The 21,880-nt window shown below is 39.4% G+C and carries 20 protein-coding genes and 1 pseudogene; all 21 read left to right on the top strand.

Annotation, left to right across the window (positions count from 1 at the left end):
• Positions 1-134 precede the first annotated feature (134 nt).
• The 21 genes and pseudogenes from NWP25_RS11235 to NWP25_RS11335 all read left to right on the top strand — a co-directional run bounded on the left by NWP25_RS11235 (position 135) and on the right by NWP25_RS11335 (position 21,603).
• The gene (locus tag NWP25_RS11235; RefSeq protein ID WP_280699410.1) at positions 135-560 is read left to right on the top strand and encodes a hypothetical protein; all 426 of its coding nucleotides are present in this window, start codon (positions 135-137) and stop codon (positions 558-560) included.
• Positions 561-770: 210 nt separating this feature from the next.
• Positions 771-1,634, top strand: coding sequence for an ABC transporter permease (locus NWP25_RS11240; RefSeq protein WP_280649882.1), 864 nt, complete (start codon positions 771-773; stop codon positions 1,632-1,634).
• Between the two features lie 52 nt (positions 1,635-1,686).
• Positions 1,687-2,973 carry an ABC transporter ATP-binding protein gene (locus tag NWP25_RS11245; RefSeq protein ID WP_280699412.1) on the top strand — a complete coding sequence of 429 codons (1,287 nt, stop codon included), beginning with the start codon at positions 1,687-1,689 and terminating at the stop codon, positions 2,971-2,973.
• A 196-nt stretch (positions 2,974-3,169) separates the two neighbouring features.
• Entirely contained in the window at positions 3,170-4,627 is a 1,458-nt protein-coding gene (locus NWP25_RS11250) for a Coenzyme F420 hydrogenase/dehydrogenase, beta subunit C-terminal domain (RefSeq protein WP_280699415.1), read from the top strand.
• Positions 4,627-6,000, top strand: coding sequence for a polysaccharide pyruvyl transferase family protein (locus NWP25_RS11255; protein WP_280649879.1), 1,374 nt, complete (start codon positions 4,627-4,629; stop codon positions 5,998-6,000). Before NWP25_RS11250 ends, NWP25_RS11255 begins: the two co-directional genes overlap by 1 nt.
• Positions 6,001-6,016: 16 nt before the next feature.
• Positions 6,017-6,691 (top strand): acylneuraminate cytidylyltransferase family protein, encoded by a 675-nt coding sequence (locus NWP25_RS11260; RefSeq protein ID WP_280649878.1) that lies wholly within the window; start codon positions 6,017-6,019, stop codon positions 6,689-6,691.
• 12 nt (positions 6,692-6,703) lie between these two features.
• Positions 6,704-8,950, top strand: a complete 2,247-nt coding sequence (locus NWP25_RS11265; RefSeq protein ID WP_280649877.1) for an N-acetylneuraminate synthase family protein — start codon at positions 6,704-6,706, stop codon at positions 8,948-8,950.
• A gap of 28 nt (positions 8,951-8,978) precedes the next feature.
• On the top strand, positions 8,979-10,469 hold the full coding sequence (locus tag NWP25_RS11270) for a hypothetical protein (RefSeq protein ID WP_280649876.1): 1,491 nt from the start codon (positions 8,979-8,981) through the stop codon (positions 10,467-10,469).
• A 34-nt stretch (positions 10,470-10,503) separates the two neighbouring features.
• Positions 10,504-10,785 (top strand): glycoside hydrolase family 99-like domain-containing protein, encoded by a 282-nt coding sequence (locus NWP25_RS11275; RefSeq protein WP_280699416.1) that lies wholly within the window; start codon positions 10,504-10,506, stop codon positions 10,783-10,785.
• 19 nt (positions 10,786-10,804) lie between these two features.
• On the top strand, positions 10,805-11,896 hold the full coding sequence (locus tag NWP25_RS11280) for a glycoside hydrolase family 99-like domain-containing protein (RefSeq protein ID WP_280699418.1): 1,092 nt from the start codon (positions 10,805-10,807) through the stop codon (positions 11,894-11,896).
• A 149-nt stretch (positions 11,897-12,045) separates the two neighbouring features.
• Complete coding sequence (gene rfbB, locus NWP25_RS11285; RefSeq protein WP_280699420.1) at positions 12,046-13,110, top strand: dTDP-glucose 4,6-dehydratase; 1,065 nt, start codon at positions 12,046-12,048, stop codon at positions 13,108-13,110.
• 110 nt (positions 13,111-13,220) lie between these two features.
• On the top strand, positions 13,221-14,147 hold the full coding sequence (gene rfbA, locus NWP25_RS11290) for a glucose-1-phosphate thymidylyltransferase RfbA (RefSeq protein ID WP_280699422.1): 927 nt from the start codon (positions 13,221-13,223) through the stop codon (positions 14,145-14,147).
• Positions 14,148-14,321: 174 nt separating this feature from the next.
• Positions 14,322-14,873, top strand: a complete 552-nt coding sequence (gene rfbC / locus NWP25_RS11295) for a dTDP-4-dehydrorhamnose 3,5-epimerase (protein WP_280657349.1) — start codon at positions 14,322-14,324, stop codon at positions 14,871-14,873.
• Positions 14,870-15,757, top strand: coding sequence for a dTDP-4-dehydrorhamnose reductase (rfbD, locus tag NWP25_RS11300; protein WP_280687591.1), 888 nt, complete (start codon positions 14,870-14,872; stop codon positions 15,755-15,757). The genes rfbC and rfbD overlap by 4 nt, the downstream gene beginning before the upstream one ends.
• Positions 15,758-16,392: 635 nt before the next feature.
• A complete protein-coding gene (locus NWP25_RS11305) occupies positions 16,393-16,599 on the top strand; it encodes a type II toxin-antitoxin system HicA family toxin (protein WP_280649870.1) in 207 nt (68 codons plus the stop codon).
• A complete protein-coding gene (locus tag NWP25_RS11310) occupies positions 16,596-16,823 on the top strand; it encodes a type II toxin-antitoxin system HicB family antitoxin (RefSeq protein ID WP_280649869.1) in 228 nt (75 codons plus the stop codon). Before NWP25_RS11305 ends, NWP25_RS11310 begins: the two co-directional genes overlap by 4 nt.
• Before the next feature lie 800 nt (positions 16,824-17,623).
• Positions 17,624-17,776, top strand: coding sequence for a hypothetical protein (locus NWP25_RS11315; RefSeq protein ID WP_280699424.1), 153 nt, complete (start codon positions 17,624-17,626; stop codon positions 17,774-17,776).
• A gap of 4 nt (positions 17,777-17,780) precedes the next feature.
• Complete coding sequence (locus NWP25_RS11320; RefSeq protein ID WP_280686489.1) at positions 17,781-18,794, top strand: glycosyltransferase family 2 protein; 1,014 nt, start codon at positions 17,781-17,783, stop codon at positions 18,792-18,794.
• 205 nt (positions 18,795-18,999) lie between these two features.
• Positions 19,000-19,119 (top strand): annotated as a pseudogene (locus NWP25_RS11325) (GDP-mannose 4,6-dehydratase); the annotation flags it as partial.
• A gap of 66 nt (positions 19,120-19,185) precedes the next feature.
• Entirely contained in the window at positions 19,186-20,469 is a 1,284-nt protein-coding gene (locus NWP25_RS11330) for a glycosyltransferase family 4 protein (RefSeq protein ID WP_280699426.1), read from the top strand.
• A 27-nt stretch (positions 20,470-20,496) separates the two neighbouring features.
• Positions 20,497-21,603 carry a glycosyltransferase gene (locus tag NWP25_RS11335; protein ID WP_280699428.1) on the top strand — a complete coding sequence of 369 codons (1,107 nt, stop codon included), beginning with the start codon at positions 20,497-20,499 and terminating at the stop codon, positions 21,601-21,603.
• The last annotated feature ends 277 nt before the right edge of the window (positions 21,604-21,880 follow it).

The following is a 21,880-nucleotide window of genomic DNA, read 5'->3' on the forward strand; positions in this document are numbered from 1 at the left end:
AAGCATTAGGGAATAATAAATGCTTCCTGGAAGGAAATAGCGTGATATTTGTTAGGAGTTGGGCTTCGATGGTCTGATTGATCTCAGTCCCTCCAAACGTAACCTGCCTATCTTATTTACATTAGGGGGTCGAATTGCAAAGAAGGTGTGACCGAAATCGAAAACGTTCTAAACGCAGGGCGATATATTGTCCTATTCATGGCTGTTATCTGGATAGTGTCAGTCAGAAATATAAACTTTTCGCTGATAAACCAGGGCAGTTACAGCAAAGAGGCTTAAGTCGCCGGACTGCATCATTATTAATAGCTAATTACACAGCTGTCCCTATACAAGGGGAATGGTTGGAGGCTTTTTGGTGTCAGCATTGTGAGCAAAAAAGTTGGTATTATGTGCGTCAGTGTGATGATGGCACATATAACATTACCTTAGCACCTAGGGAACTATGGCAACAGGTAACCGGTGTCATTGACCCCCATGGTAATCCTTCTGTGGGGGAGTTTACGCGCACCAATGCCAAACAGCTGAGTTTTCATAGCCTTAATTCCTTTTATTGCCTGTGAATGCTGCTGTGTGTGTTGTAGTGGAGTGAAACAAAATGCCCTTATTTGCCTCAAATCAAAGATTAATTATGTTAACAGCAAATGTTCTGCTGAGTTCATTTGAATTTGAACCCTAATATACTGAAAATCCAAAAAAAAATTAACCAAGAAATTTAACCAAAAAATTTAATTTTAATTTAGTTAAAATCAGTTTATTGAGGTAACTTTAGTGTGAAAAAAACCAGTACATTTTCTAACCAAGTTGTATACACATCAGAGAGCCGCATTCGTCATCCTTTGCAATTATTTCGGGACATGGGGCTGGATTTGCTGGGTTCTAGAGAATTAGCATGGCGATTATTGGTTAGAGATATTAGCGCTCAATATCGACAATCTCTGTTTGGGGTGTTGTGGGCATTTTTACCACCAATTATTACAGCTGCGGGGTTGCTGGTAGCTAAAAGTGCTGGAGCAGTAAATATAGGAGAAACAGATATTCCCTATCCGGCTTATGTGATGTTTAGCATGGCACTGTGGCAGACTTTTGTGGAATCATTGAATGGACCCATTGCAGCTGTGGGTACAGCTAAACCGATGTTGGCAAAAATTAACTTTCCAAAAGAAGCGATTATATTAGCTAAGTTAGGGGAAGTTTTTTTTAATTTTGGCATTAAGCTAATTTTGATTGTGGGTTTGTTTATTTGGTTCCAGATTCCTGTAACTTGGAGTGTATTACTTGCGCCAGTGGCTTTGATTCATTTAGTAATGTTGGGTACGGCCATTGGGTTGTTCTTGGCTCCTCTTGGTGCTTTGTATGGAGATGTATCCAAAGCTATACCCTTAATTGTGTCTCCTTGGTTGTTGTTAACTCCTGTGGTTTATCCGGCTCCCAAAGAAGGAATGATTGCTAATATTGTTAATTTGAACCCGGTGACACCTTTGCTGGTGACTACAAGGGATTTGGCTACCAACGGGTTGGTGAGTAACCCGGGTGGTTTTTGGGTAGTTAGTGGTTTGGCTTTTGGGTTATTACTAGTAGCTTGGATTTTGTATCGCTTGGCAATACCCTTTGTTGTAGAACGGATGAGTTCGTAAATTTATTCACTGTTTACTGTTTATATTTGTAGTTAACCTCACTATTCTAGCTATGACTGTGCTGACATCTCATGAAGACACTTTTAAACAACCACAAGATGACGAAGTGGTTTTGTCGGTGAAGAATGTATCTAAGCGGTTTTGTCGGGATTTAAAGAAGTCCCTATTTTATGGCATACAAGATATAGCTGGTGAGGTCTTTGGCGCTCGACGTAAAGATGTAGAGTTACGCAAAGGTGAGTTTTGGGCGCTCAATGATGTTAGCTTTGAACTGCGCCGGGGCGAGGCGTTGGGATTAGTGGGGGCGAATGGTGCGGGGAAAACAACCATGCTCAGGATTATTAGTGGCTTGATTAAGCCGGATCATGGTTCCGTGGAGATTAAGGGGCGGGTTGCACCTTTAATTGCTTTGGGGGCTGGGTTTAATCCTATTTTGACGGGGCGAGAGAATGTTTATGTGAATATGTCGATTTTGGGGCTTTCCAAAGAAGAGATTGATGAGCGGTTTGAGGATGTGGTAGAGTTTGCCGAGATTGGGGAAGCCATTGATGCACCAGTGCAGAGTTATAGTTCCGGGATGGCGGCTAGGTTGGGGTTTGCTTGTGCAATTCATACGGAGCCAGATATTCTGTTAATTGATGAAGTCTTGTCAGTTGGGGATATTAGGTTTAGAGGTAAGTGCAACACTCGCCTCAAAAAACTACAAGATCAGGGAACTTCTGTTGTCATGGTAAGCCATTCGTCTCAGTCTATTTTGAATGTTTGTAGGTCTGCTGTATATTTATTGAGGGGAAACTTGATATGCCAGGGCGATGTAAGTAAGGTCATGTCTCGTTATGAACAAGACTTGCATGGACTTATTTTTCAAAGCTCACCTACAAGATTTGTGAGAAATTCTAGACTTAGAGAAGGGTCAACTAGCTTAGATATAGTTTCTATTTTTTTTAGAGACTTTAAAAATAATATTATTGATTATCCCGAGAGCGGTAAATTTACATCTTTTTGTGTTGCTTGCAAAATTTATAAAGAATTACAACACGTTTCTCTTTATGTTGTAATTAATAGTGCTGGGGGAGAAAATGAAAAAATATTACTTTTAAGTAGCTACAATGATAAAATCTCCTTTTCTGCTAAACCAGGCAATTATGAGTTTCGCATGAAAATGCCTTATATTGGATTGAAGCCAGGTCAGTATTATGCTCAAGTAGTTTGTAAAACTGGCAGTCTTCAAGTACTTGATTATGTGGAAACTTTTTTATTTTCAGTTACATCCAATCAGCCTTGCGAAAGGAATCTATATTTTCAATCAAGAGAGTGGGAACTTGTTGAAAATATTTAGACTGAATACAAATTTAATTTTGTATTTCTGGTTCAGAGTTGCTGGTGGATTATGTCAAAAAAACTTTATTCTTAATCAAGGGTTGTTGACAAAAAATTAGCTAATGGGGTGCAAGAAAATGAACTAAACGAACAAGACTAGTTTTCTGTTGGTTCTGATTCAGATTAATATATGTGCATTGCAGCATCAAAGATAAATGAAAGAAAAAGATAAAAGTAATTATCAAAGCGAGATAGAATCAGTCATTTCTGGAGGATATTGTATTGGATGTGGTGTCTGTTCGGCGGTAAGTAATGGGAGTGTTCAAGTTTCTTTAAATGAACTTGGAATGTATAATGCAAAATTGAATGTTTCTTTTGCAAACCAAAAAACAGAAGTTTTCCAAAAAATTGATTACGTGTGCCCTTTCACAGACAAGGGACATAATGAAACTGAAATTTCCCAGGAACTTTTTCCTAAAAGTGCAATTATTGATTCAAAGGCAGGACGTTATAGTTATTCTTACGCTGGCTGGGTAGAAGAAGATAATTTTCGTAGCAATGGTAGTTCTGGAGGTATGGTTTCTTGGTTTCTCTGTGAACTCCTAAGAAATAATGAAGTGGATTATGTTATTCATGTAAAACCCAATAATTCTAATGGTGAAAAACCTCTATTTAATTTTGCTGTTTCTCAAAGTCAAGAAGAAATAAGACTTGGTTCCAAATCTCGTTACTACCCAGTTTCGTATTCTGAAACTCTCGAATTAATTAGAGAAACACCTGGACGTTATGCAGTAGTAGGATTGCCTTGTTTTATCAAAGCAATTCGTTTATTGTCAAACGTAGATTATATTTTTAGGGAGCGTATCACAACTACTGTAGGTTTAGTATGTGGCCATTTGAAAAGTGCTTTCTATCTCGATATGATGGCTTGGCAACTGGGAATTCCTCCTGAAAACACAGAATTATTCGACTTTAGAAAAAAGATAGAATGTGATGATGCCCATAACTATGGTGTTGAAGCCAAAGGAAAGTATGATCCTGAAATGAAGCAAGCTTTTGCTCGCAATCTTTATGGAACTAATTGGGGATACGGTTTCTTTAAATATCATGCGTGTGATTTCTGTGATGATGTGTTAGCAGAAACAGCAGACATTGTTTTTGGGGATGCCTGGATAGATCAATATGATAAAGATTGGAGAGGAACAAATATAATAGTTGTTCGCAATGAGAGGTTAAATGTAATTCTCACACATGCTGTTATATCAAACAAAATTGTCTTAAATGAGCTTAGTCTTGAAGATCTAATTGCTTCTCAATCAGGTAGTTTTCGTCATCGCCGTGATGGGTTATCCATTCGTCTTGCCGAAAAAAAGAGAAATGGTAAATGGGTTCCTCGTAAAAGAGTGGAAGTTTCTGAACTCGCAAGTAGGATTTTGGAGTCTAATTTATATGTCGTTAGGATGAAGATGTCTTCTTTTAGTCATTTGGCTTTTCAGGAAGCTCTCAATAAGGATGATTTTAATATTTTTAAACAGCGAATGTCTAAGTACGAAAGTGAATATTTAAAGGCGATGGCTATTCGTGATTTCTTCAGAGGAAGACCCAAGCGGATAATCAACCTCTTTAAAACTTATGCTAAACAATTACTTAAAAATATAAAAAGGTATATATAATGATAGGAAATTTTGACTCAAACAGAAATATTTCTCGTAACCTCCTTCTAATTGGCGACTATAGACCAGGCCAAAATTTTGGCGCCATCGCTACTTCAACATCTTTAATAGCAATTGCCAAACAAAGTGTTGGAGAGCAAAATCTTTCCATAATTGACCAACGTTCATTTAAAGGACTTTCTCCTAGAAGTGGTTATGGGGTTTATAGTATGCCTAAAATCCAACCATTATATGCAGAAGAGGTCGTACATGAACATAGACAATCTTCTATTCGTTCTCATCTAAAAAATAATTTAATAAAAATTCCATTTCTAAGGAATGGGATACAGTTTATACGGAGTAAAGTTAAAAAATCAAAATTACCCGCAGTTAAAGCAACACCTATTCCTACTAAGTTTGAAGATTTTGATAGCGCAGCAAGGATGGTAATGAATGGTGATATTATGCACTTTGAGTACCAACTATTACAACGCTGCGATGCTGTTTATGTTAATGGTGAGGGTAATATTGTAAATAATATTCACAACAAGGGAGGAGATTATCGGATAGGGGCAAGGTATATTCTTTTTTTGATATATCTTGCAGCCAAGTATTTTAATAAGCCTTGTGCTATCGTTAATCACATAGTTGATCCTGATCAAGAAGAGCCCAGAGAGATGATTAGGCGTATATATCCTTTATGTAAGCATGTGCTTGTTCGTGATCCTTTCTCTTTAGAAGTTTTAGAAAATATAGGCTTCTCAAACGCGAGATATATTCCGGATGCTTTGTTTAACTACACTGTGAATCCATCTCTAATTAATAGATTCAAGGATGCTGGCGTAATTGATTTTGATAAACCATATGTTTGTATAGGTGATTCTGCATCTTCAGGATATGTAGATTGGTCAATTGAAAATTTTTATAAGCAAATTATTGGCGAAGTCAAACATCGTTACGGTCAAGTTGTGGTTGTTGATGGAGGTGCGCCAATATGTTCTAAAGTACTTCAGGAACTGTGTGAAGAATTGGGAATTTTCAGAATTACAGTTGGAAATACGACTTTTGAAGAGCTTGGAGCAATTCTTGCTCATTCTAAGGCCTTCATATCTGGCAGATGGCACGCTTCTATTCTGGCTACTTTATCGGGAACCCCCTCTGTGTTATTCGGCACTGATAGTCATAAAACTCGTGCATTGCACAGTATGGCTAATCTTTCAAGTAGCTTTTACAAAATTGAAGAACTGCCATATAAAATCAATGAGTTATTATTTGATTTAGAGGTAACTCTTTCCAACGAAATGGAAATTAGAGAGAGATTAAAAGTGTTTAGTCAGGATTGCAAAGAAAAAACCCAATACTACTTTGAGGTTATTCAGGATCTCATCTCATAAGTATGAGTCTAAAGAAGTGTCAATAGTCATCATCCCCGCACGTGGCGGTTCCAAAGGCGTTCCTGGCAAAAACCTGCGCCTCCTTGCAGGTAAACCACTCATCGCCCATTCTATCCTAGATGCACAAGCAGCCCATCTAGTCGATCGCATCTACGTCACCACCGACGACCCAGAAATTGCCTCTGTATCCCGCAGCTATGGAGCAGAAATTATTCAACGCCCTGTAGAACTGGCTACAGATACAGCATCTTCGGAATCTGCTCTTATCCATGCTGTAACTGAAATTGAAAAAACAGGTGTTAACCCGGAACTAATTGTATTTCTACAGTGTACCTCACCCTTGCGTAATGGTATTGACATTGACCGCGCCATTGAGCAACTCCAGAATGAAAACGCCGACTCTCTGGTTTCTGTCTCCCCCAGTCATCGCTTTCTCTGGCATCATGTCAATGGTGTAGGTCAATCTATTAACTATGACTATCGCCACCGCCAGCGTCGCCAAGATATGAACCCCCAATATATGGAAAATGGTTCAATTTACATTTTTAAACCGTGGGTATTAAAAGAATTAAATAACCGATTGGGGGGCAAAGTTTCTTTGTTTGTCATGAGGGAAGAACAAAGTCACGAAATAGATTCTTTAGAAGATTTTGAATACATAGATTTTTTACTTAATAAACAACTAACATAACGCGTTAAAAAAATGATTATAGATAAGAACCTATCCAAATATATTGTCTTCGCTGAAGACGATATCATCAACGCCCTGAAAAAAATCAGCGACAACAAAAACCGCATTATCTTTTCAGTCACCGAAGCAGGAGTTTTAGAAGGTGTCCTCACCGATGGGGACTTTCGCCGTTGGTTGGTGAAGCAAGACACTATTAATTTAAATCAACCAGTCTCTAAAATTTCTAACAAAAACTATAAATATGTTGATTACACAGAAGACCCGGCAAAGATTCAATCTTACTTTTCTCCAGAAATTGAATTTATCCCCCTTTTAGATAAAAACCGTCATTTAGTAGCAGTTGCTTGTCGGAAATCTCAAGGCATCCGTATTGGTGATTTTATCATTGATGCCCAATTTCCTACATTTGTCATTGCGGAAATTGGTAATAATCACAACGGTAGTTTAGAACTAGCAAAACAGTTGATTGATGCAGCCATAGCAGCAGGAGCCGACTGTGCAAAATTCCAAATGCGGGATCTCAAATCTCTCTATAGCAATGCAGGTAATGCTAATGATGCGAGTGAAGATTTAGGTTCACAGTACACACTGGATTTACTATCACGCTTTCAACTAACTTCCCAAGAACTGTTTGCAGCCTTTGACTATTGCCGTTCTCAGGGAATTTTACCTCTTTGTACTCCTTGGGATTTAGAAAGTCTAGCTTTGTTAGAAGAATACGGGATGCAGGCGTATAAAGTTGCATCTGCTGATTTAACAAACCATGATCTTTTAACAGCTTTGGCGAAAACAGGTAAGCCATTGCTCTGTTCCACAGGGATGGCCACGGAGCAGGAAATATCCGAAACTGTGGCGTTACTCAAACGCTTGGGAGCCATGTATGTACTGTTGCACTGCAATTCAACTTATCCAGCCCCATTTAAGGATGTTAACCTCAATTACATAGAAAGATTAAAAGAAATTGGGGACTGTCCTGTTGGTTACTCTGGACATGAGCGGGGAATTAATGTTGCTGTAGCTGCTGTAGCTAAGGGTGCAAAGGTGATTGAAAAACACTTCACCCTAGACAAAACCATGGAAGGGAACGACCACAAAGTGAGCTTGTTACCAGAGGAGTTTCGCCTCATGGTGGAAGGAATTCGCCAAGTTGAACAGTCCCTGGGAGAAAGTGGCGATCGCAAACTCAGCCAGGGTGAGTTAATGAACCGGGAAACACTAGCCAAAAGCTTAGTAATTAACTGCAACCTCAAACCAGGGGAAATCATTACCCAGGGTATGATTGAGGTGAAAAGCCCAGGTAAAGGTTTGCAGCCAAATCGCAAAGCTGAACTGATTGGTAAACCAGCAAAACGCGAGTTTAAACCCGGTGACTTCTTCTATCCCAGTGATTTAGCCCATGAACGGGTAGAGGGGAGAAAATACCATTTTAAACGTCCGTGGGGTTTACCTGTTCGCTATCACGATTTTCAGGCGCTTTTAGCTAAAACTAATCCCGATTTACTAGAGTTTCACCTGAGTTACAAAGATTTAGAACAAGATATTCATCAGTTTTTTGAACAGCCTCTAGATTTAGATTTAGTAGTTCATGCTCCAGAATTATTTGCTGGTGACCACTTACTGGATCTTTGTTCCCAAAATGAAGCTTACCGTCAGCATTCCATTGCCGAACTTCAGCGAGTAATTGACATTACTCGACAACTCAAACCTTACTTTAAGCAGGCTATTCGTCCCTGTATTGTTACCAATGTGGGAGGCTTTACTTTAGATGCAGCAATGGAGCAATGGCAAAGAGAGCAGCTTTATGAGTTATTAAGTGATAGCCTTGACCAACTTGATGCTACAGGCGTTGAAGTGATTCCCCAAACCATGCCCCCATTCCCTTGGCATTTTGGTGGACAACGTTATCATAACTTGTTCGTTGACCCCCAGGATACCGCCGACTTTTGCCGTCAACATGGGTATCGAGTTTGTCTAGACATATCACATTCCAAGTTGGCGTGCAATCACCATAAATTGTCGTTCAAAGAGTTTATTGAGCAAATTGGAACTTATGTAGCCCATTTACATATTGCCGATTCCGAGGGTTTGGATGGAGAAGGCTTACAAATTGGAGAAGGTGAAATTGACTTTCCGGCTTTAGCGGAAGATTTACACAAGACTGCACCCAATGCGTCATTTATCCCCGAAATTTGGCAGGGGCATAAAAATGAAGGCGAAGGCTTTTGGATAGCGCTGCAAAAACTAGAGAACTATCTCTAATACAAATACTCTCATATTCTAAAATACAATGAACGATGACTTAATTAAAAAATTTAACTTTCCCTTAGCAGGTGAAGCAGAAGCTTTTTGGGAGAGCCAAAAACTTTTGGGAAAGATAGATAGTCGTTTTAATCTCTATTTTAGGAGTATAATTTATAACGTTAGTTTTGCAGATACAGAACCTTTAGCAGAAAAATCTGGTTTTATAAACAACAGTTTTTTAAATAAAAAAATAACTGGGTTATATCAAAAACTTTTAACTCTTATTCAGAAGAATACAAAAATCGAATGTGATATTTTAATCAATCCTTCATTTTGTACATTTAACAGAATTACAGAAAAAAAGCTAGTTTTGAATCTGATTGAGTCATGTACCTCTCTGGGTTTAATTGTATGTGTTGTATGCAACAATGAAATAAAGCAAATTCTTAGTGGTGAACTGGATGATCTAGTTACAAGTAAGAATGTTATGCTCATAAACCCTATTTCTGAAATGACATGGTTTCAGAAGAAAATAGTAAGGGTATTATCTAAAATAATTGCTAAAGCAGATTTTAGAGAAGTTACTAGGATACTGGCAAAAAATAGAATAAATATTAATCGTCAAGTTTATTCCTCGATAGAATCGGCTATTTATAATAAATTTTCGTGGCTACATATACAAAAAAACTTAAACTTTAAATTCGTAATTTTGCGATGTGAATGGGATGATTTTTCTGTATCAATAACTGAAAGTTCAAAATTGAAAGAGATTCCAGTAATATGTTTTCAACATGGAGTAATTAGCCATACACTAGATGTTCCTGTTAGAGTTGATCGTTTTCTGACCTTCGGAGAGCAATCAGCAAAGTTAATGACAGAACTTAATCATCAATTTGCTCAAGCAACTAATCAATCCAATTTATGTTCAGAATTTTATCCTGTGGGTTCAATCACTGATAGTATAAAATTACAAATTAATAATTTTTCTAGGCGTTCTGTTTTGATTATTGATCAGTCTGTTGATAGAGCTTGTAAATTTAACGGATTAAGCCAACTCATCGAAGAAACTGAACGCTTAATTAAAGCACTACTTCTATGTGATCCTGTAGAAAAAATAGTGATTAGACCACATCCACAATCTAAGTTTTTTGAGTTTTGGGAGTGGTGTAGTATCAATTATCCTCACAAATTTGATATATCTCATCCTAGATTAAAACTTGAAGTAGATATCCAGAGAAATTCTATTGCAGTAGGTCTTTTCAGCGGAGCCTTAGCCGTTGCTGCTGCGAGTGGATTGCCTAGCTATTTTCTCACTTTACAGGATGCTTATTTTACTCCAGATTTAAACTGTTTTAAAAATGATTTCGCATTACCTTTTGACCGATTAATCCATAAACTTCAAAAGCTGACTACAGATGAAGCATTTTATTTAGAAGAAAGGAGAAGATGTTTGGAAACGAGCAGTATATATTATGCAAAGAATCAACAAGTAAGCATTGATAAAAACTTTATCAAAGAATATATTTTAAATATGTAAAAATATAAAATACTAAGAGGATGTTTTAAAAGGTATGATTAGTGTATCAAATCTTGTCTTACACCCAGTTTTTGTGAGTTGGGATAATAGTCCTAGAAGGGGAAAAAAGTCTATTATTTTGAAAAATTCAACTCCCCAAGAGTTTGAGGATAAATTATCTGAGGTAGTTAGTAAATTGCTTTTACGTCAAGACTTAGATGATAATATCGTCTTTATTAATGCCTGGAATGAATGGGCTGAAGGAAATCATTTAGATCCGGACTTAGGCAACAGCAAAGCTTATCTGGAAGCAGTAAAGCGGGTTATTAAAATTTAGCATCAAAACAATAAATTCAATGTCAAAATTAAATTCTGACATTCGTGCCATCGCCTTTTATCTACCCCAATACCACCCCATTCCTGAAAATGATGAGTGGTGGGGTAAAGGCTTCACCGAATGGACAAACGTCACCAAAGCAAAGCCTTTATTTAAAGATCATTATCAACCTCATTTACCTGCTGACCTGGGATTTTATGACCTAAGACTCCCTGAAACAAGGCAAGACCAAGCAGACCTAGCACGGGAGTATGGTATACATGGATTTTGTTATTACCACTACTGGTTTAATGGTAAGCGACTATTAGAGCGCCCCTTCAATGAAGTTTTAGAGTCAGGTAAACCCGACTTCCCCTTTTGTTTATGTTGGGCAAATGAGAACTGGACTCGCCGTTGGGATGGTAAAGATCAAGAAATTCTAGCCGAGCAAGTCTATGGCGAAGAAAGCGATCGCCTGCATATGCAATGGTTAGTGAAAGCATTCCAGGACCCACGATACATCCGCATTGATGGTAAGCCTCTATTCCTCGTGTATAGAACCACCAAAATTCCCAACCCTAAACAAACCACGGAAATTTGGCGAGAGGAAGCCCGTCGCCTTGGTGTGGGAGAATTATTTTTGTGCCGTGTGGAAAGTTTTGCACATGAGCATCAAGATCCCACCGCAGTAGGTTTTGATGCAGCAGTGGAGTTTCAACCAGATTGGTCAAACTTGCCCAGCCCTGTACAGGGAAGACTTAGGCGCTGGTTAAAACGGTTAAAGTTAATAAAGGCAAATCAACCTAACTACTACGATTACTCACAAATGGTTGAGCGGATGTTGCAGAAGCCATCCCCTGGTTATTTACGCTTTCCCTGCGTCACACCCTCCTGGGATAATACAGCTCGCCGTAAGCAAGGAGCTACAATATTTCATGGTTCAACCCCTGAAAAGTATGAACTTTGGCTCAGGTCTGTTTTACAAGAAACAGTAACTAACCCATCCCAGAAGGGCATAGTGTTCATCAATGCTTGGAACGAATGGGCTGAGGGCAATCATCTAGAACCCTGTCAGCGGTGGGGTCATGGCTATCTAGAAGCAACACGTCGAGCATTGAAGTATATCAGTTAACAGCCAGACCTAAATCATCTGATTCAGATACCAACCCTTGAATGAACCCAAACTATCGCCATAGGCTAGAGGACAATGCCCCCAAAGTATTAGAACTCATTGAAAAATATTTTTTGAAAAATACCTATTGACACCTAACAGTTAATTTAATGAAATACCTAATCACCGGGGGTGCGGGATTTATTGGTTCTGCCGTGATTCGCTACTTAATAGCCAACACCCCCCACAGCATCATCAACGTTGATAAACTCACCTACGCAGGTAACTTAGAATCCCTCGCTACTATTAGCAGCAACCCCCGCTATCACTTCGAGAAAGTTGACATTTGCCATGGCTCATCCCTAGACCACATCCTGGAAACCCACCAACCCCAGGCCATCTTACACCTAGCCGCCGAGTCCCACGTTGATCGCTCCATCGACGGCCCCGCCGCCTTTATTCAAACCAACATCGTCGGTACTTACACCCTCCTAGAAGCCGCCCGGGCTTATTGGCAAACTTTAGACCCCAGCGCCCAAGGGCAATTTCGCTTTCACCACATTTCCACAGATGAAGTCTATGGAGACTTACACACCACCGACGAACTATTTACGGAAACCACACCCTACGCCCCCAGTTCCCCCTACTCCGCCACTAAAGCCAGTTCCGACCATCTCGTGCGGGCGTGGTATCGTACCTATGGCCTCCCCATCCTCATTACCAACTGTTCTAATAACTACGGTCCCTACCATTTCCCCGAAAAACTCATCCCCCTGATGATTCTCAACGCCCTGGATGGCAAACCTCTACCAGTATATGGCAAAGGAGAGCAGATCCGGGACTGGCTATATGTAGATGATCATGCTCGAGCCCTATACACCGTAGTTACCCAAGGACAACCAGGGGAAACCTACAACATTGGTGGACATAATGAACTGCGTAACATCGATGTTGTCCACATGATTTGTGACTTGTTGGAAGAATTAGCCCCCAACAAACCACCCGGAGTAAATCGCTACACAGACTTAATTACCTTTGTGAGCGATCGCCCGGGTCACGATTACCGCTATGCTATTGATGCCGGTAAAATTCGCCAACAACTGGGGTGGGAACCCCAAGAAACCTTTGCCACAGGTATCCGCAAAACCGTCCTCTGGTATCTCCACCACCGAGACTGGTGTGAGCGAGCTTTAGAAGGTAAGTATCAAAGACAGCGACTGGGATTCAAGCAATGAAAGGCACAGATAAACACTGCATTACCAAGAAAGTCAGGCACTTGCCTTTACCCCATGAACATTGAGAATGTTCATACTATACAAATGCAAATTTAACAACTACTTAGCCCATGAAAGGTATAATACTCGCCGGTGGATCAGGGACGCGCCTCTACCCTCTTACTCAAGTTGTGAGCAAACAGCTCATGCCTGTATACGACAAACCGATGATCTACTATCCCCTATCCCTGCTAATGCTAGCAGATATTCGAGATATCTTGATCATCTCCACCCCAGAGCATTTACCCCTATTTCGCCAGCTCCTCCAAGATGGTAGCCAGTGGGGTTTACAATTTAGCTACGTGGAGCAACCCTATCCAGGGGGATTAGCCGAAGCATTCATCCTGGGGAAATCATTTATTGGCAACGAGCCAGTTTGTCTTGTCCTAGGGGACAATATTTTGTATGGTCATGGCTTAGTAGATGTGCTGCGACAAGCAACTCAACTTCAACAAGGAGCGGCTGTATTTGGCTATCAGGTAGCCGACCCCCAACGATATGGCGTAATTTCCTTTGATGAAAATGGTCGTGTCCTCAGCTTTGAAGAAAAACCCCAACATCCCAAATCAAACTATGCCGTCCCCGGTATTTACTTCTACGACTCCCAAGTGTGCCACCTCGCAGCTACCCTCAAACCCTCCAAGCGAGGAGAACTAGAAATTACCGACCTCAACCAGCTCTACCTCAACCAAGAACAGCTTCAGGTGTGCCTATTAGGTCGCGGTTATGCCTGGTTAGACACGGGGACTCACGAATCACTCCACCAAGCCGCCAGCTTTATTCAAACCTTGGAAGAACGACAAGGGCTAAAAATTGCCTGTGTAGAGGAAATTGCTTACCAACAGGGTTACATTGATGCAGAGCATCTACACCAACTAGCCCAACCCCTAGCCAAGAGCAGCTACGGAAAATATCTGATGCAGCTGTTAAAAGCAACCCCACCCCAAATATTAGAGGTGAATAACTCCACCTTACTTGCAGCTTCAATTTCAATTTAATACACCAATACCTTCGCCAAAATCAAAAATATCTTAAGTAGGTTGCATTGAGGCACGAAAGCCAACAAATACGTTGAGTTTACCTTGGGTTTCACTTCGTTCAACCCAACCTAGGGAAGAATGGCAAAGGTATTTAATACACTTAACTTAATTTAACTTAATTTAATTTCAGTCATGAAAGTTTTACCTACTGAAATTCCTGAAGTTCTCATCATAGAACCTCCCTGTTTTCAAGACGACCGGGGCTTTTTTATCATCAGCTACCAAGAACAAGGCCTGAGAGAACAAGCCGGTATATCCCTACCCTTCATTCAAGACAATCACTCTCGTTCTGTGCGTCAGGTTTTGCGGGGAATGCACTATCAAACCCAGCATCCCCAAGGTAAGCTGGTGCGAGTTGTGGCCGGAGAGGTGTTTGATGTGGTTGTGGATGTGCGAGTGGGTTCTAGCACCTTTGGCCAATGGGTGGGAGTCCATCTCAGCGCTGATAATCACCGGATGATGTGGGTACCGCCAGGGTTCGCCCACGGCTTTTTGGTACTGTCAGATTATGCTGATTTTTTATATAAAGTCACAGACATCTACGCCCCCCAATATGAAAGAACTTTGGCTTGGAATGACCCAGATGTAGGTATTAACTGGCCGTTATCAGATCCTCCTCTGCTGTCAAAGAAAGACGAACAAGGGCTGAAACTCCAAGATGTCATCAAGGAATCCACTGTATGAGAATCTTGTTAATCGGTGCCAATGGTCAAGTGGCTTGGGAGCTACAGCGCACTTTAATGCCCTTGGGTGAAGTAATAGCCCTAGGACGCAATACTCCTGGCTTACAGTTAGATATTGCCGATTTAGAATCAGTTCGTCGGGTTATCCAAGAAATACATCCCCATGTGATTGTTAACCCTGCGGCTTACACGGCTGTAGACAAAGCTGAGTCAGAACCTGAGTTGGCTATGGTGGTTAATGGCATAGCACCGGGAGTCATGGCAGAAGAAGCCAAACGCCTGAACATTCCCCTGATTCACTACTCCACAGACTATGTGTTTTCTGGTCAACAGCAAACACCCTACAAGGAAACTGATCAAACAAATCCCCAGAATGTCTATGGTCAGACTAAGTTGGCAGGAGAACAAGCCATTCAAGCTGTGGGGGGGAAATACTTCATTTTCCGCACCAGCTGGGTCTACGGCCTGCACAGCAAAAACTTTTTGCTCACCATCCTCAAACTAGCACGAGAACGGGAAGAATTACGGGTAGTGAATGATCAAATTGGTGCGCCCACTTGGAGCCGAGCCATCGCCGAGATAACTAGCCAAATTTTAGCCCAGGGGATGGGAAATTTGTCTGAGTTTAGCCATGGCCGTACCGGACTGTATCATCTCAGCGCCAGTGGTGAAACTTCTTGGTATGATTTTACCCAGGCAATTCTCCGCCTTGACCCAAAAAGTGCAGAACACCTAGTCCAAAGGGTAATTGCTATCCCCACGGAACAATATCCCACACCAGCCCAGCGCCCGGCTAACTCTCTGTTAGATAACAGCAAACTTATTCAAAATTTTGGTTTGGTTTTGCCCCATTGGCATAAGTCGTTAGAACTCGCCTTTGAGTAGTGGAAACACATAAAATAAACAGTCAGTGAAAATGCCAAAAGTTAGTGTCATTCTTCCCAATTATAACCACCCTCGATTTTTAGAGCAGGGCATTAGGGCAATCTGCTTCCAACACTGCGGGGGTCATGGCCACCCGTATTGGGTACACAGCTAGGTAAACCAGCCAAGAGCCAAAGGTTAAAACCCCTGTGTGAAAGCTCAAGCCGATTGAAATCCGCTACATTGTCTAGGTGATGGCAAATATGAGGTTAATTGGGTATTAGGGCGGTCTGCTGGGCAGCACAGCGAGAGCCATCGCTTGGGTGGGGGAGCTACAGGCTAGGCAAACCAGTGGGTTTTTAACGGACTATGGCTAACGCCACGCCACCGCTATCGGCTATTAGCCAGGGAATGAATTCCCCGGCTGCCTTTGCTGTGTTTTATGTGTGTTTTACAATTGACGGGGAGCGATATATTTGTTTAGTTGACTGTTGACTGTCCAAGTTGTGCGTCGGTGATACAAAATTTGAGGAATTAATGACTCTATTCTTAATAGACAATGAACTTTATCTGGGTAAAACGCAAAAATTGTAAATTTTTATTGCAGGATTCAACACTTCTGATTTGTTTAATAACTTTTAATAACTTTTAATTCAATGCCTAGAAAAATTCGAGAACTAAAGGCAATGTTGTTAAAAGCTGGATTTATCCAATGGACTGGTAAAGGTAGTCACACAATCTGGATTCACGAAAAAATGCCAGATATGCCGATGACAATTGCAGGTAAGGATGGTGACGATGCTAAAATCTATTTAGAGAAACAAGTTAAACAAAGACTCGCAAGACTAGAAGAATTGCAATGAATTTACATTACAGTATGATTATTTTCTGGTCTCAAGAGGATAACTGCTATGTAGTCCACCTCCCTGACTTTCCTTTTCAAGATATCCACACCCACGGGAATAGTTATGAGGAAGCAGCCAAACATGGCCAGCAAGTAATTGAAAGTTATCTTCAGCTTTACCAAGAAAATAACCAACCTCTACCCCAGGCTAAAAACCCCTTGGAATATCTTCAGGTAGCATAACCACTTAGGATCCATAGCCTCCCATATTGGGTACACAGCTGGGTAAACTAGCCAAGATCCAGGGGTTAAAACCCCTGTGTGAAAGCTCAAGCCGGTTGAAACCGGCTACATTGTCTAGGTGATGGCAAATATTAGATTTATTGGGCCCTTAGTCCATCGCCTTGCAGCAGCCCTAGTGAGTTTTTTAACCGACTATGGCTAACGCGACGCTACCGCTATCAGCTATGAGCCTCAGCTATGAGCCAAGGAAAAAGAACGCATTCGCCCCTGTTTATTAAATCTGGGAAAGCCATGATTTTGTTCCCACATACTGATAGAAGCTTTTTCTAGTCGTCTTAATGTTTGCTACAAAGATTGATCATCAACACATTTTAAATACTCATTTTCTTTGCGTGCAACAGTCAGAGACTTACATTAACTTGCAAATGTGGGGCGAGGTGCATGAGCAGGGATGATGTAAGAACTACGAATACTGCAAGCATTTACCTGACAACTACGAGACTGATTCTAGTCTTTGCGCTCTGGCAAAGCATGGTTGCAAACCCACCGAGGGGTTTGTAACCATTCTTAAAATATTGCCATTTGTTTTTGATTTGGTTTGAGTTTAAATTCGTAAGTCAGATTAAACACTTGCATCACCTTTTAGTAACATGATACATTGAGGTCAATATTTCTTAAGACGATTTTTAGGAATGCGACTGAAGTTGCTATCGCACTACACCTCCATAGTTAGAAACTAGGCACACTGTGTGCGTTTTTCGTTAAGTGGTGGAAGTAAATAAAGTAAACAGTCACTGAAAATGCCAAAAGTTAGTGTTGTTATTCGCAATTATAACCACCCTCGATTTTTAGAGCAGCCCGCAGTAATTCCTATTCCCGCAGAACAATATCCCACACCAGCCCAGCCTTCAGCTAACTTTTTGTTGAATAGTGGAAAATCTAACTGGAAGTAAACAAGTGAAATATCCATTGATTGAGCCAGTTACACAAGAATATCAAAGACCATTTTGGTCGGTGATGATTCCCGCCTATAACGGCACAAAATACTTAGAGCAAACACTAAAAAGCGTCCTAGTCCAAGATCCAGGGCCGGATGAAATGCAAATTGAAGTGGTAGATGATTGCTCTACTAAAGATGATCCCGAAGAACTTGTACAAGACATAGGTAAAGGTCGAATTTCCTTTTTTAGAAATCCTCAAAATGTTGGTCTGTTATCTAATTGGGATACTTGTATTCGGCGTGCCCATGGTCACTGGGTTCACATTCTTCATCAAGATGATTTAGTCTTGTCAGGGTTTTATGAGCAGTTACGAGCAGGAATACAAAAAGAATCCTCAGTGGGAGCAGCCTTTTGCCGTCACAGTTATATTAACGAAAAGAATGAATGCCTATTTTTATCTTTGCCTGAAAGAGAAACACCTGGTATTCTTACTGACTGGCTACAACTTATTGCCACAATGCAACGAGTGCAATTCCCTTCCATAGTAGTCAAGCGTAATACTTATGAGGGATTAGGAGGATTTTGTACCGAAGCCCGATCTGCTGCCGATTGGGAAATGTGGAAACGAATTGCGGCTCACTACCCAATTTGGTATGAGCCTCAAATTTTAGCGAGTTTTCGTCTACACTCTAGCTCAGAATCTTCTCGCTTAATTAGGACAGGAGCTAATATTGCTGATACACATAAAGCTATTGAAATTTCTAGATTGTATTTACCTCATACCATTAGCCAAAAAGTAACAACGCAAGCGAAAGAATATTATGCCATTGATGCCATTAAGCGGGCTAATACATTAATTAATCAAGATGATTTTGAAGCAGCTATTGCTCAAATTAAAGAAGGACTTAAATGTAGTTACTCTTTTAAAGTCATCTTTTTCCTGATTTATTACAAAGTCATCTTTTTCCTGATTTATTACTCTGTCTTGTGGGTTCTCCCTTCAGTGAAGAAGAAAATAAAAAACTCCTGAATTAAATCTTAGTGATAATATTCAAAACTATGGTGCAGTAGGTGGCTTTTCATCTGGCTAAACTTTATAACTCAAGGGCGGATAAGATGACTCACAGCAAAAAAACAGCTATTAAAACCCATTGTATACATCCAATACACCAACCCTGCAATCTATGTTGGTAAAGATTTGCCAGGTAGCTAATTATTGAGATGCTCATGGTTTATTTGCTTTCTCTGGTATTCTTTTTAACCATGAATCTCCCTTGCGTCCAGAAAGATTTGTGACCCAGAAAGTGATCGCTACTCCTTGTCCCATCGCCCAAGGTAGTCAAGAAAAACCGTAGTTAGGCAATAGTAAAACGCAACTTTTATAAACCATTTTTTATAAACCATTATGCAAATCATCAAGAATGAATATTCTAATTTTAACAAAACATAATCCTAACAAAATTATCAATGGTTCATCTTTGCGAAATCAACAAACGATTTTTGCCTGTAGTCATTACGGCTCTGTCGGCGTTATTTATCTTAATTTAGATTCATCTGTTAAAGATTATTCCATCTTGAAAAGTGAGATAGTTACCCAAGAAGTATCTTACTTAAGGAATATTGTTTTTGGCGAGATAACATTGTGGCGAAATTTTAGTCAAAGTATTAACAACTTGATATTTTTTATATCTGGATATGGCTTGAAAAAAGATGCTCTATTTTCTAAAGCGGTAGAAAAAGAAATAAAGTCCATTGTTAAATTTTTTAAACCTGATGTAGTTATATTCTCAGAAGTATGGTTCGCAACTTATCTTAATGCATTTTCCAAGACTCCTTGCAAACTAATTTATGATGCACATAATGCTGAGTCATTTTTGCTAGAAGATTTACTAAAGGAGCAATATAAACAAAAACAGGGATTGAGGAAGGGATTACAGGCTTTAATTAACTATTATCGTGTTGGCTTATTAAAGCGTCTAGAGCAAAAGCTAATGGACACAGTTGATCAAGTTTGGACTTGCAGCAATGATGATGCTTTTTTACTTAAAAAAATATCTCCAGCCCAGAATAAATTTTTTGTAGTTCCTAATAGCATTGATTGTAGACGTTTTGCCAAAGTTAGGAGCAACAGATTTGCCAAGGTTAAATCTTTAGGAAATTCCGATGAAATTAAACACCTAATTTATATTGGCTCTTATGGATATTATCCAAATCAAGTAGCTGCAAATTTCCTGATTAATGAAATATGCCCAAGGTTAAGAAAGCAAGAAGTTAAGTTTAAGTTATTTTTAGTGGGTTCTTCTCCTAGCAAAACAATGCACATATCTGCACAGGAACACCAAGATATTGTGGTGACAGGAAAAGTTGAAAATACTTTAGACTACTTAGCTATTGCTGATGTTGCGGTGATTCCTCTTTTTCAAGGAGGTGGAACACGTTTAAAACTTCTAGAGGCTTTTGCTGCTGGTGTCCCAGTTGTTACAACACCAAAGGGCATTGAAGGTATAGAATCGGAAAATAATGTTCATGCTTTAGTTCGGGATAATGCCGATACATTATTTGATGCAATTGTAGAAATTTTGTCTTGTAAAGAACTTTGCTTAAGTTTGATGGAAAAAGCTTTTGAATTAGTAAATTCAAGGTATTCATGGTCTGCTGCTAAAGATACTATTGGAAAAGCTCTTTCTTCATTTCCACAAGATTAAAAACATAATAAAAAAACATATTTTTTTATGATAAAAAAAGTATTTATTCTTGAACCGAGTCTTAAGGGTCACGCGGGCAATTTTACAAAGATTTTAGCTCAGGAATTTTCAGGAGCACATAATGTAACAATAGCCTTGTATGAAGATGAGTTTAATCAAGAATTTATTCACAAGTATAAGGAGACTTTAAAAAACACAAATTTTTACTTCTTACCAAGATTTTTTGAAAAACTTCCCAAATCATTATTGAAGAAATTTATCTATCTTCTTTTTTTACTGATAAAATTTCGTCCAGATGTGATTATGCTACCATCTATAGATGGTATGGTCTATTTAGCCCTGGTTTTTAAACCTATAATTTGGTTGTTGAGTCCAAGGCTTCAAGTTTTTGGATTCTTGGCTTCCTATAAATATTTTTATGTAAATTTCCCAAAAGTCAAAAAATGGTTATTTGAACAAGGAATTACATGTTTTAATAGGGTAATTATTAATGATGAGTTCTTTAACAATTATCTAGTACAGAGAGGATATAGTAATGTACGGTACATAAATGATCCTGTTGAGGATATTTCCTTTCCTGAAAGCTGCGAGCAGCTAAGACATAAGTGGGATTTTCCCAGGGATAGCTTGTTGGTTGGTATGACAGGGGGAATAGATTATCGCAAGGGAGCCGATATAATTGTTAAAGTTTCCCAGGATTTACAACGAGAAAAAGTTCACTTCGTGTTAGCCGGAAGTGTTTACTCAGACATCCGGGAAATCTTAGACAAAGGACAAAATGACAAATTGATTGTTATTGACCGCTTCCTAGATATTGAGGAAATGCATGAAATAATTTCATGCTTTGACTTAGTTATATTACCCTATAGAAACTATCACTTCGGCATTGCCAGCATTCTTCTCAGAGCAATAGCTTGTAATAAGCCATCTCTTGTTTCCGCCTTTGGATGGTTAGAGCGAATGGCAAGTTTATATCCTGCTAATATTTTTACTTTCAATAGTTATGAAGATTTATTACAACAACTACGCACGGTAGATAAAAAGTTATTACATCAAACAGATTGCTCCATTGTTAAAAATAAATATATTTATCAATCTATAAATAAATTCTCCCAGGCTTGGAGGTTTGATTGAGTATTTTTTTGAGTTATCGAGACCTTATAATTAAGTCTTTACTCCATGGTTATTATTAAGAAATCTACACAATTTATGGTATGAACTAGAGATGGTATGAACTAGAGTTAGATATAATTTGAAAAGATAGTCAACCACAGAAATGTTGAATGTCGTTACAAAACTTTACATAGTTAGATATAGTAGTCCTATCAAAGGTGAAAATGTCAACATCTCATAATATCTTCCATCCAATGAACATAACTGATTTGTTGACACATACAAGCTTGAAGGTAGC

Origin of the sequence: Umezakia ovalisporum Ak1311 (assembly GCF_029891685.1) — a bacterium.
Classification (GTDB): Bacteria; Cyanobacteriota; Cyanobacteriia; order Cyanobacteriales; family Nostocaceae; genus Umezakia; species Umezakia ovalisporum.

Coding starts and splice junctions, on each gene's coding strand:
- NWP25_RS11245 (WP_280699412.1), top strand. CDS start 1,687: ATGACTGTGCTGACATCTCATGAAGACACTTTTAAACAACCACAAGAT.
- NWP25_RS11250 (WP_280699415.1), top strand. CDS start 3,170: ATGAAAGAAAAAGATAAAAGTAATTATCAAAGCGAGATAGAATCAGTC.
- NWP25_RS11255 (WP_280649879.1), top strand. CDS start 4,627: ATGATAGGAAATTTTGACTCAAACAGAAATATTTCTCGTAACCTCCTT.
- NWP25_RS11265 (WP_280649877.1), top strand. CDS start 6,704: ATGATTATAGATAAGAACCTATCCAAATATATTGTCTTCGCTGAAGAC.
- NWP25_RS11270 (WP_280649876.1), top strand. CDS start 8,979: ATGAACGATGACTTAATTAAAAAATTTAACTTTCCCTTAGCAGGTGAA.
- NWP25_RS11275 (WP_280699416.1), top strand. CDS start 10,504: ATGATTAGTGTATCAAATCTTGTCTTACACCCAGTTTTTGTGAGTTGG.
- NWP25_RS11280 (WP_280699418.1), top strand. CDS start 10,805: ATGTCAAAATTAAATTCTGACATTCGTGCCATCGCCTTTTATCTACCC.
- rfbB (WP_280699420.1), top strand. CDS start 12,046: ATGAAATACCTAATCACCGGGGGTGCGGGATTTATTGGTTCTGCCGTG.
- rfbA (WP_280699422.1), top strand. CDS start 13,221: ATGAAAGGTATAATACTCGCCGGTGGATCAGGGACGCGCCTCTACCCT.
- rfbC (WP_280657349.1), top strand. CDS start 14,322: ATGAAAGTTTTACCTACTGAAATTCCTGAAGTTCTCATCATAGAACCT.
- rfbD (WP_280687591.1), top strand. CDS start 14,870: ATGAGAATCTTGTTAATCGGTGCCAATGGTCAAGTGGCTTGGGAGCTA.
- NWP25_RS11305 (WP_280649870.1), top strand. CDS start 16,393: ATGCCTAGAAAAATTCGAGAACTAAAGGCAATGTTGTTAAAAGCTGGA.
- NWP25_RS11310 (WP_280649869.1), top strand. CDS start 16,596: ATGAATTTACATTACAGTATGATTATTTTCTGGTCTCAAGAGGATAAC.
- NWP25_RS11315 (WP_280699424.1), top strand. CDS start 17,624: ATGCCAAAAGTTAGTGTTGTTATTCGCAATTATAACCACCCTCGATTT.
- NWP25_RS11330 (WP_280699426.1), top strand. CDS start 19,186: ATGAATATTCTAATTTTAACAAAACATAATCCTAACAAAATTATCAAT.
- NWP25_RS11335 (WP_280699428.1), top strand. CDS start 20,497: ATGATAAAAAAAGTATTTATTCTTGAACCGAGTCTTAAGGGTCACGCG.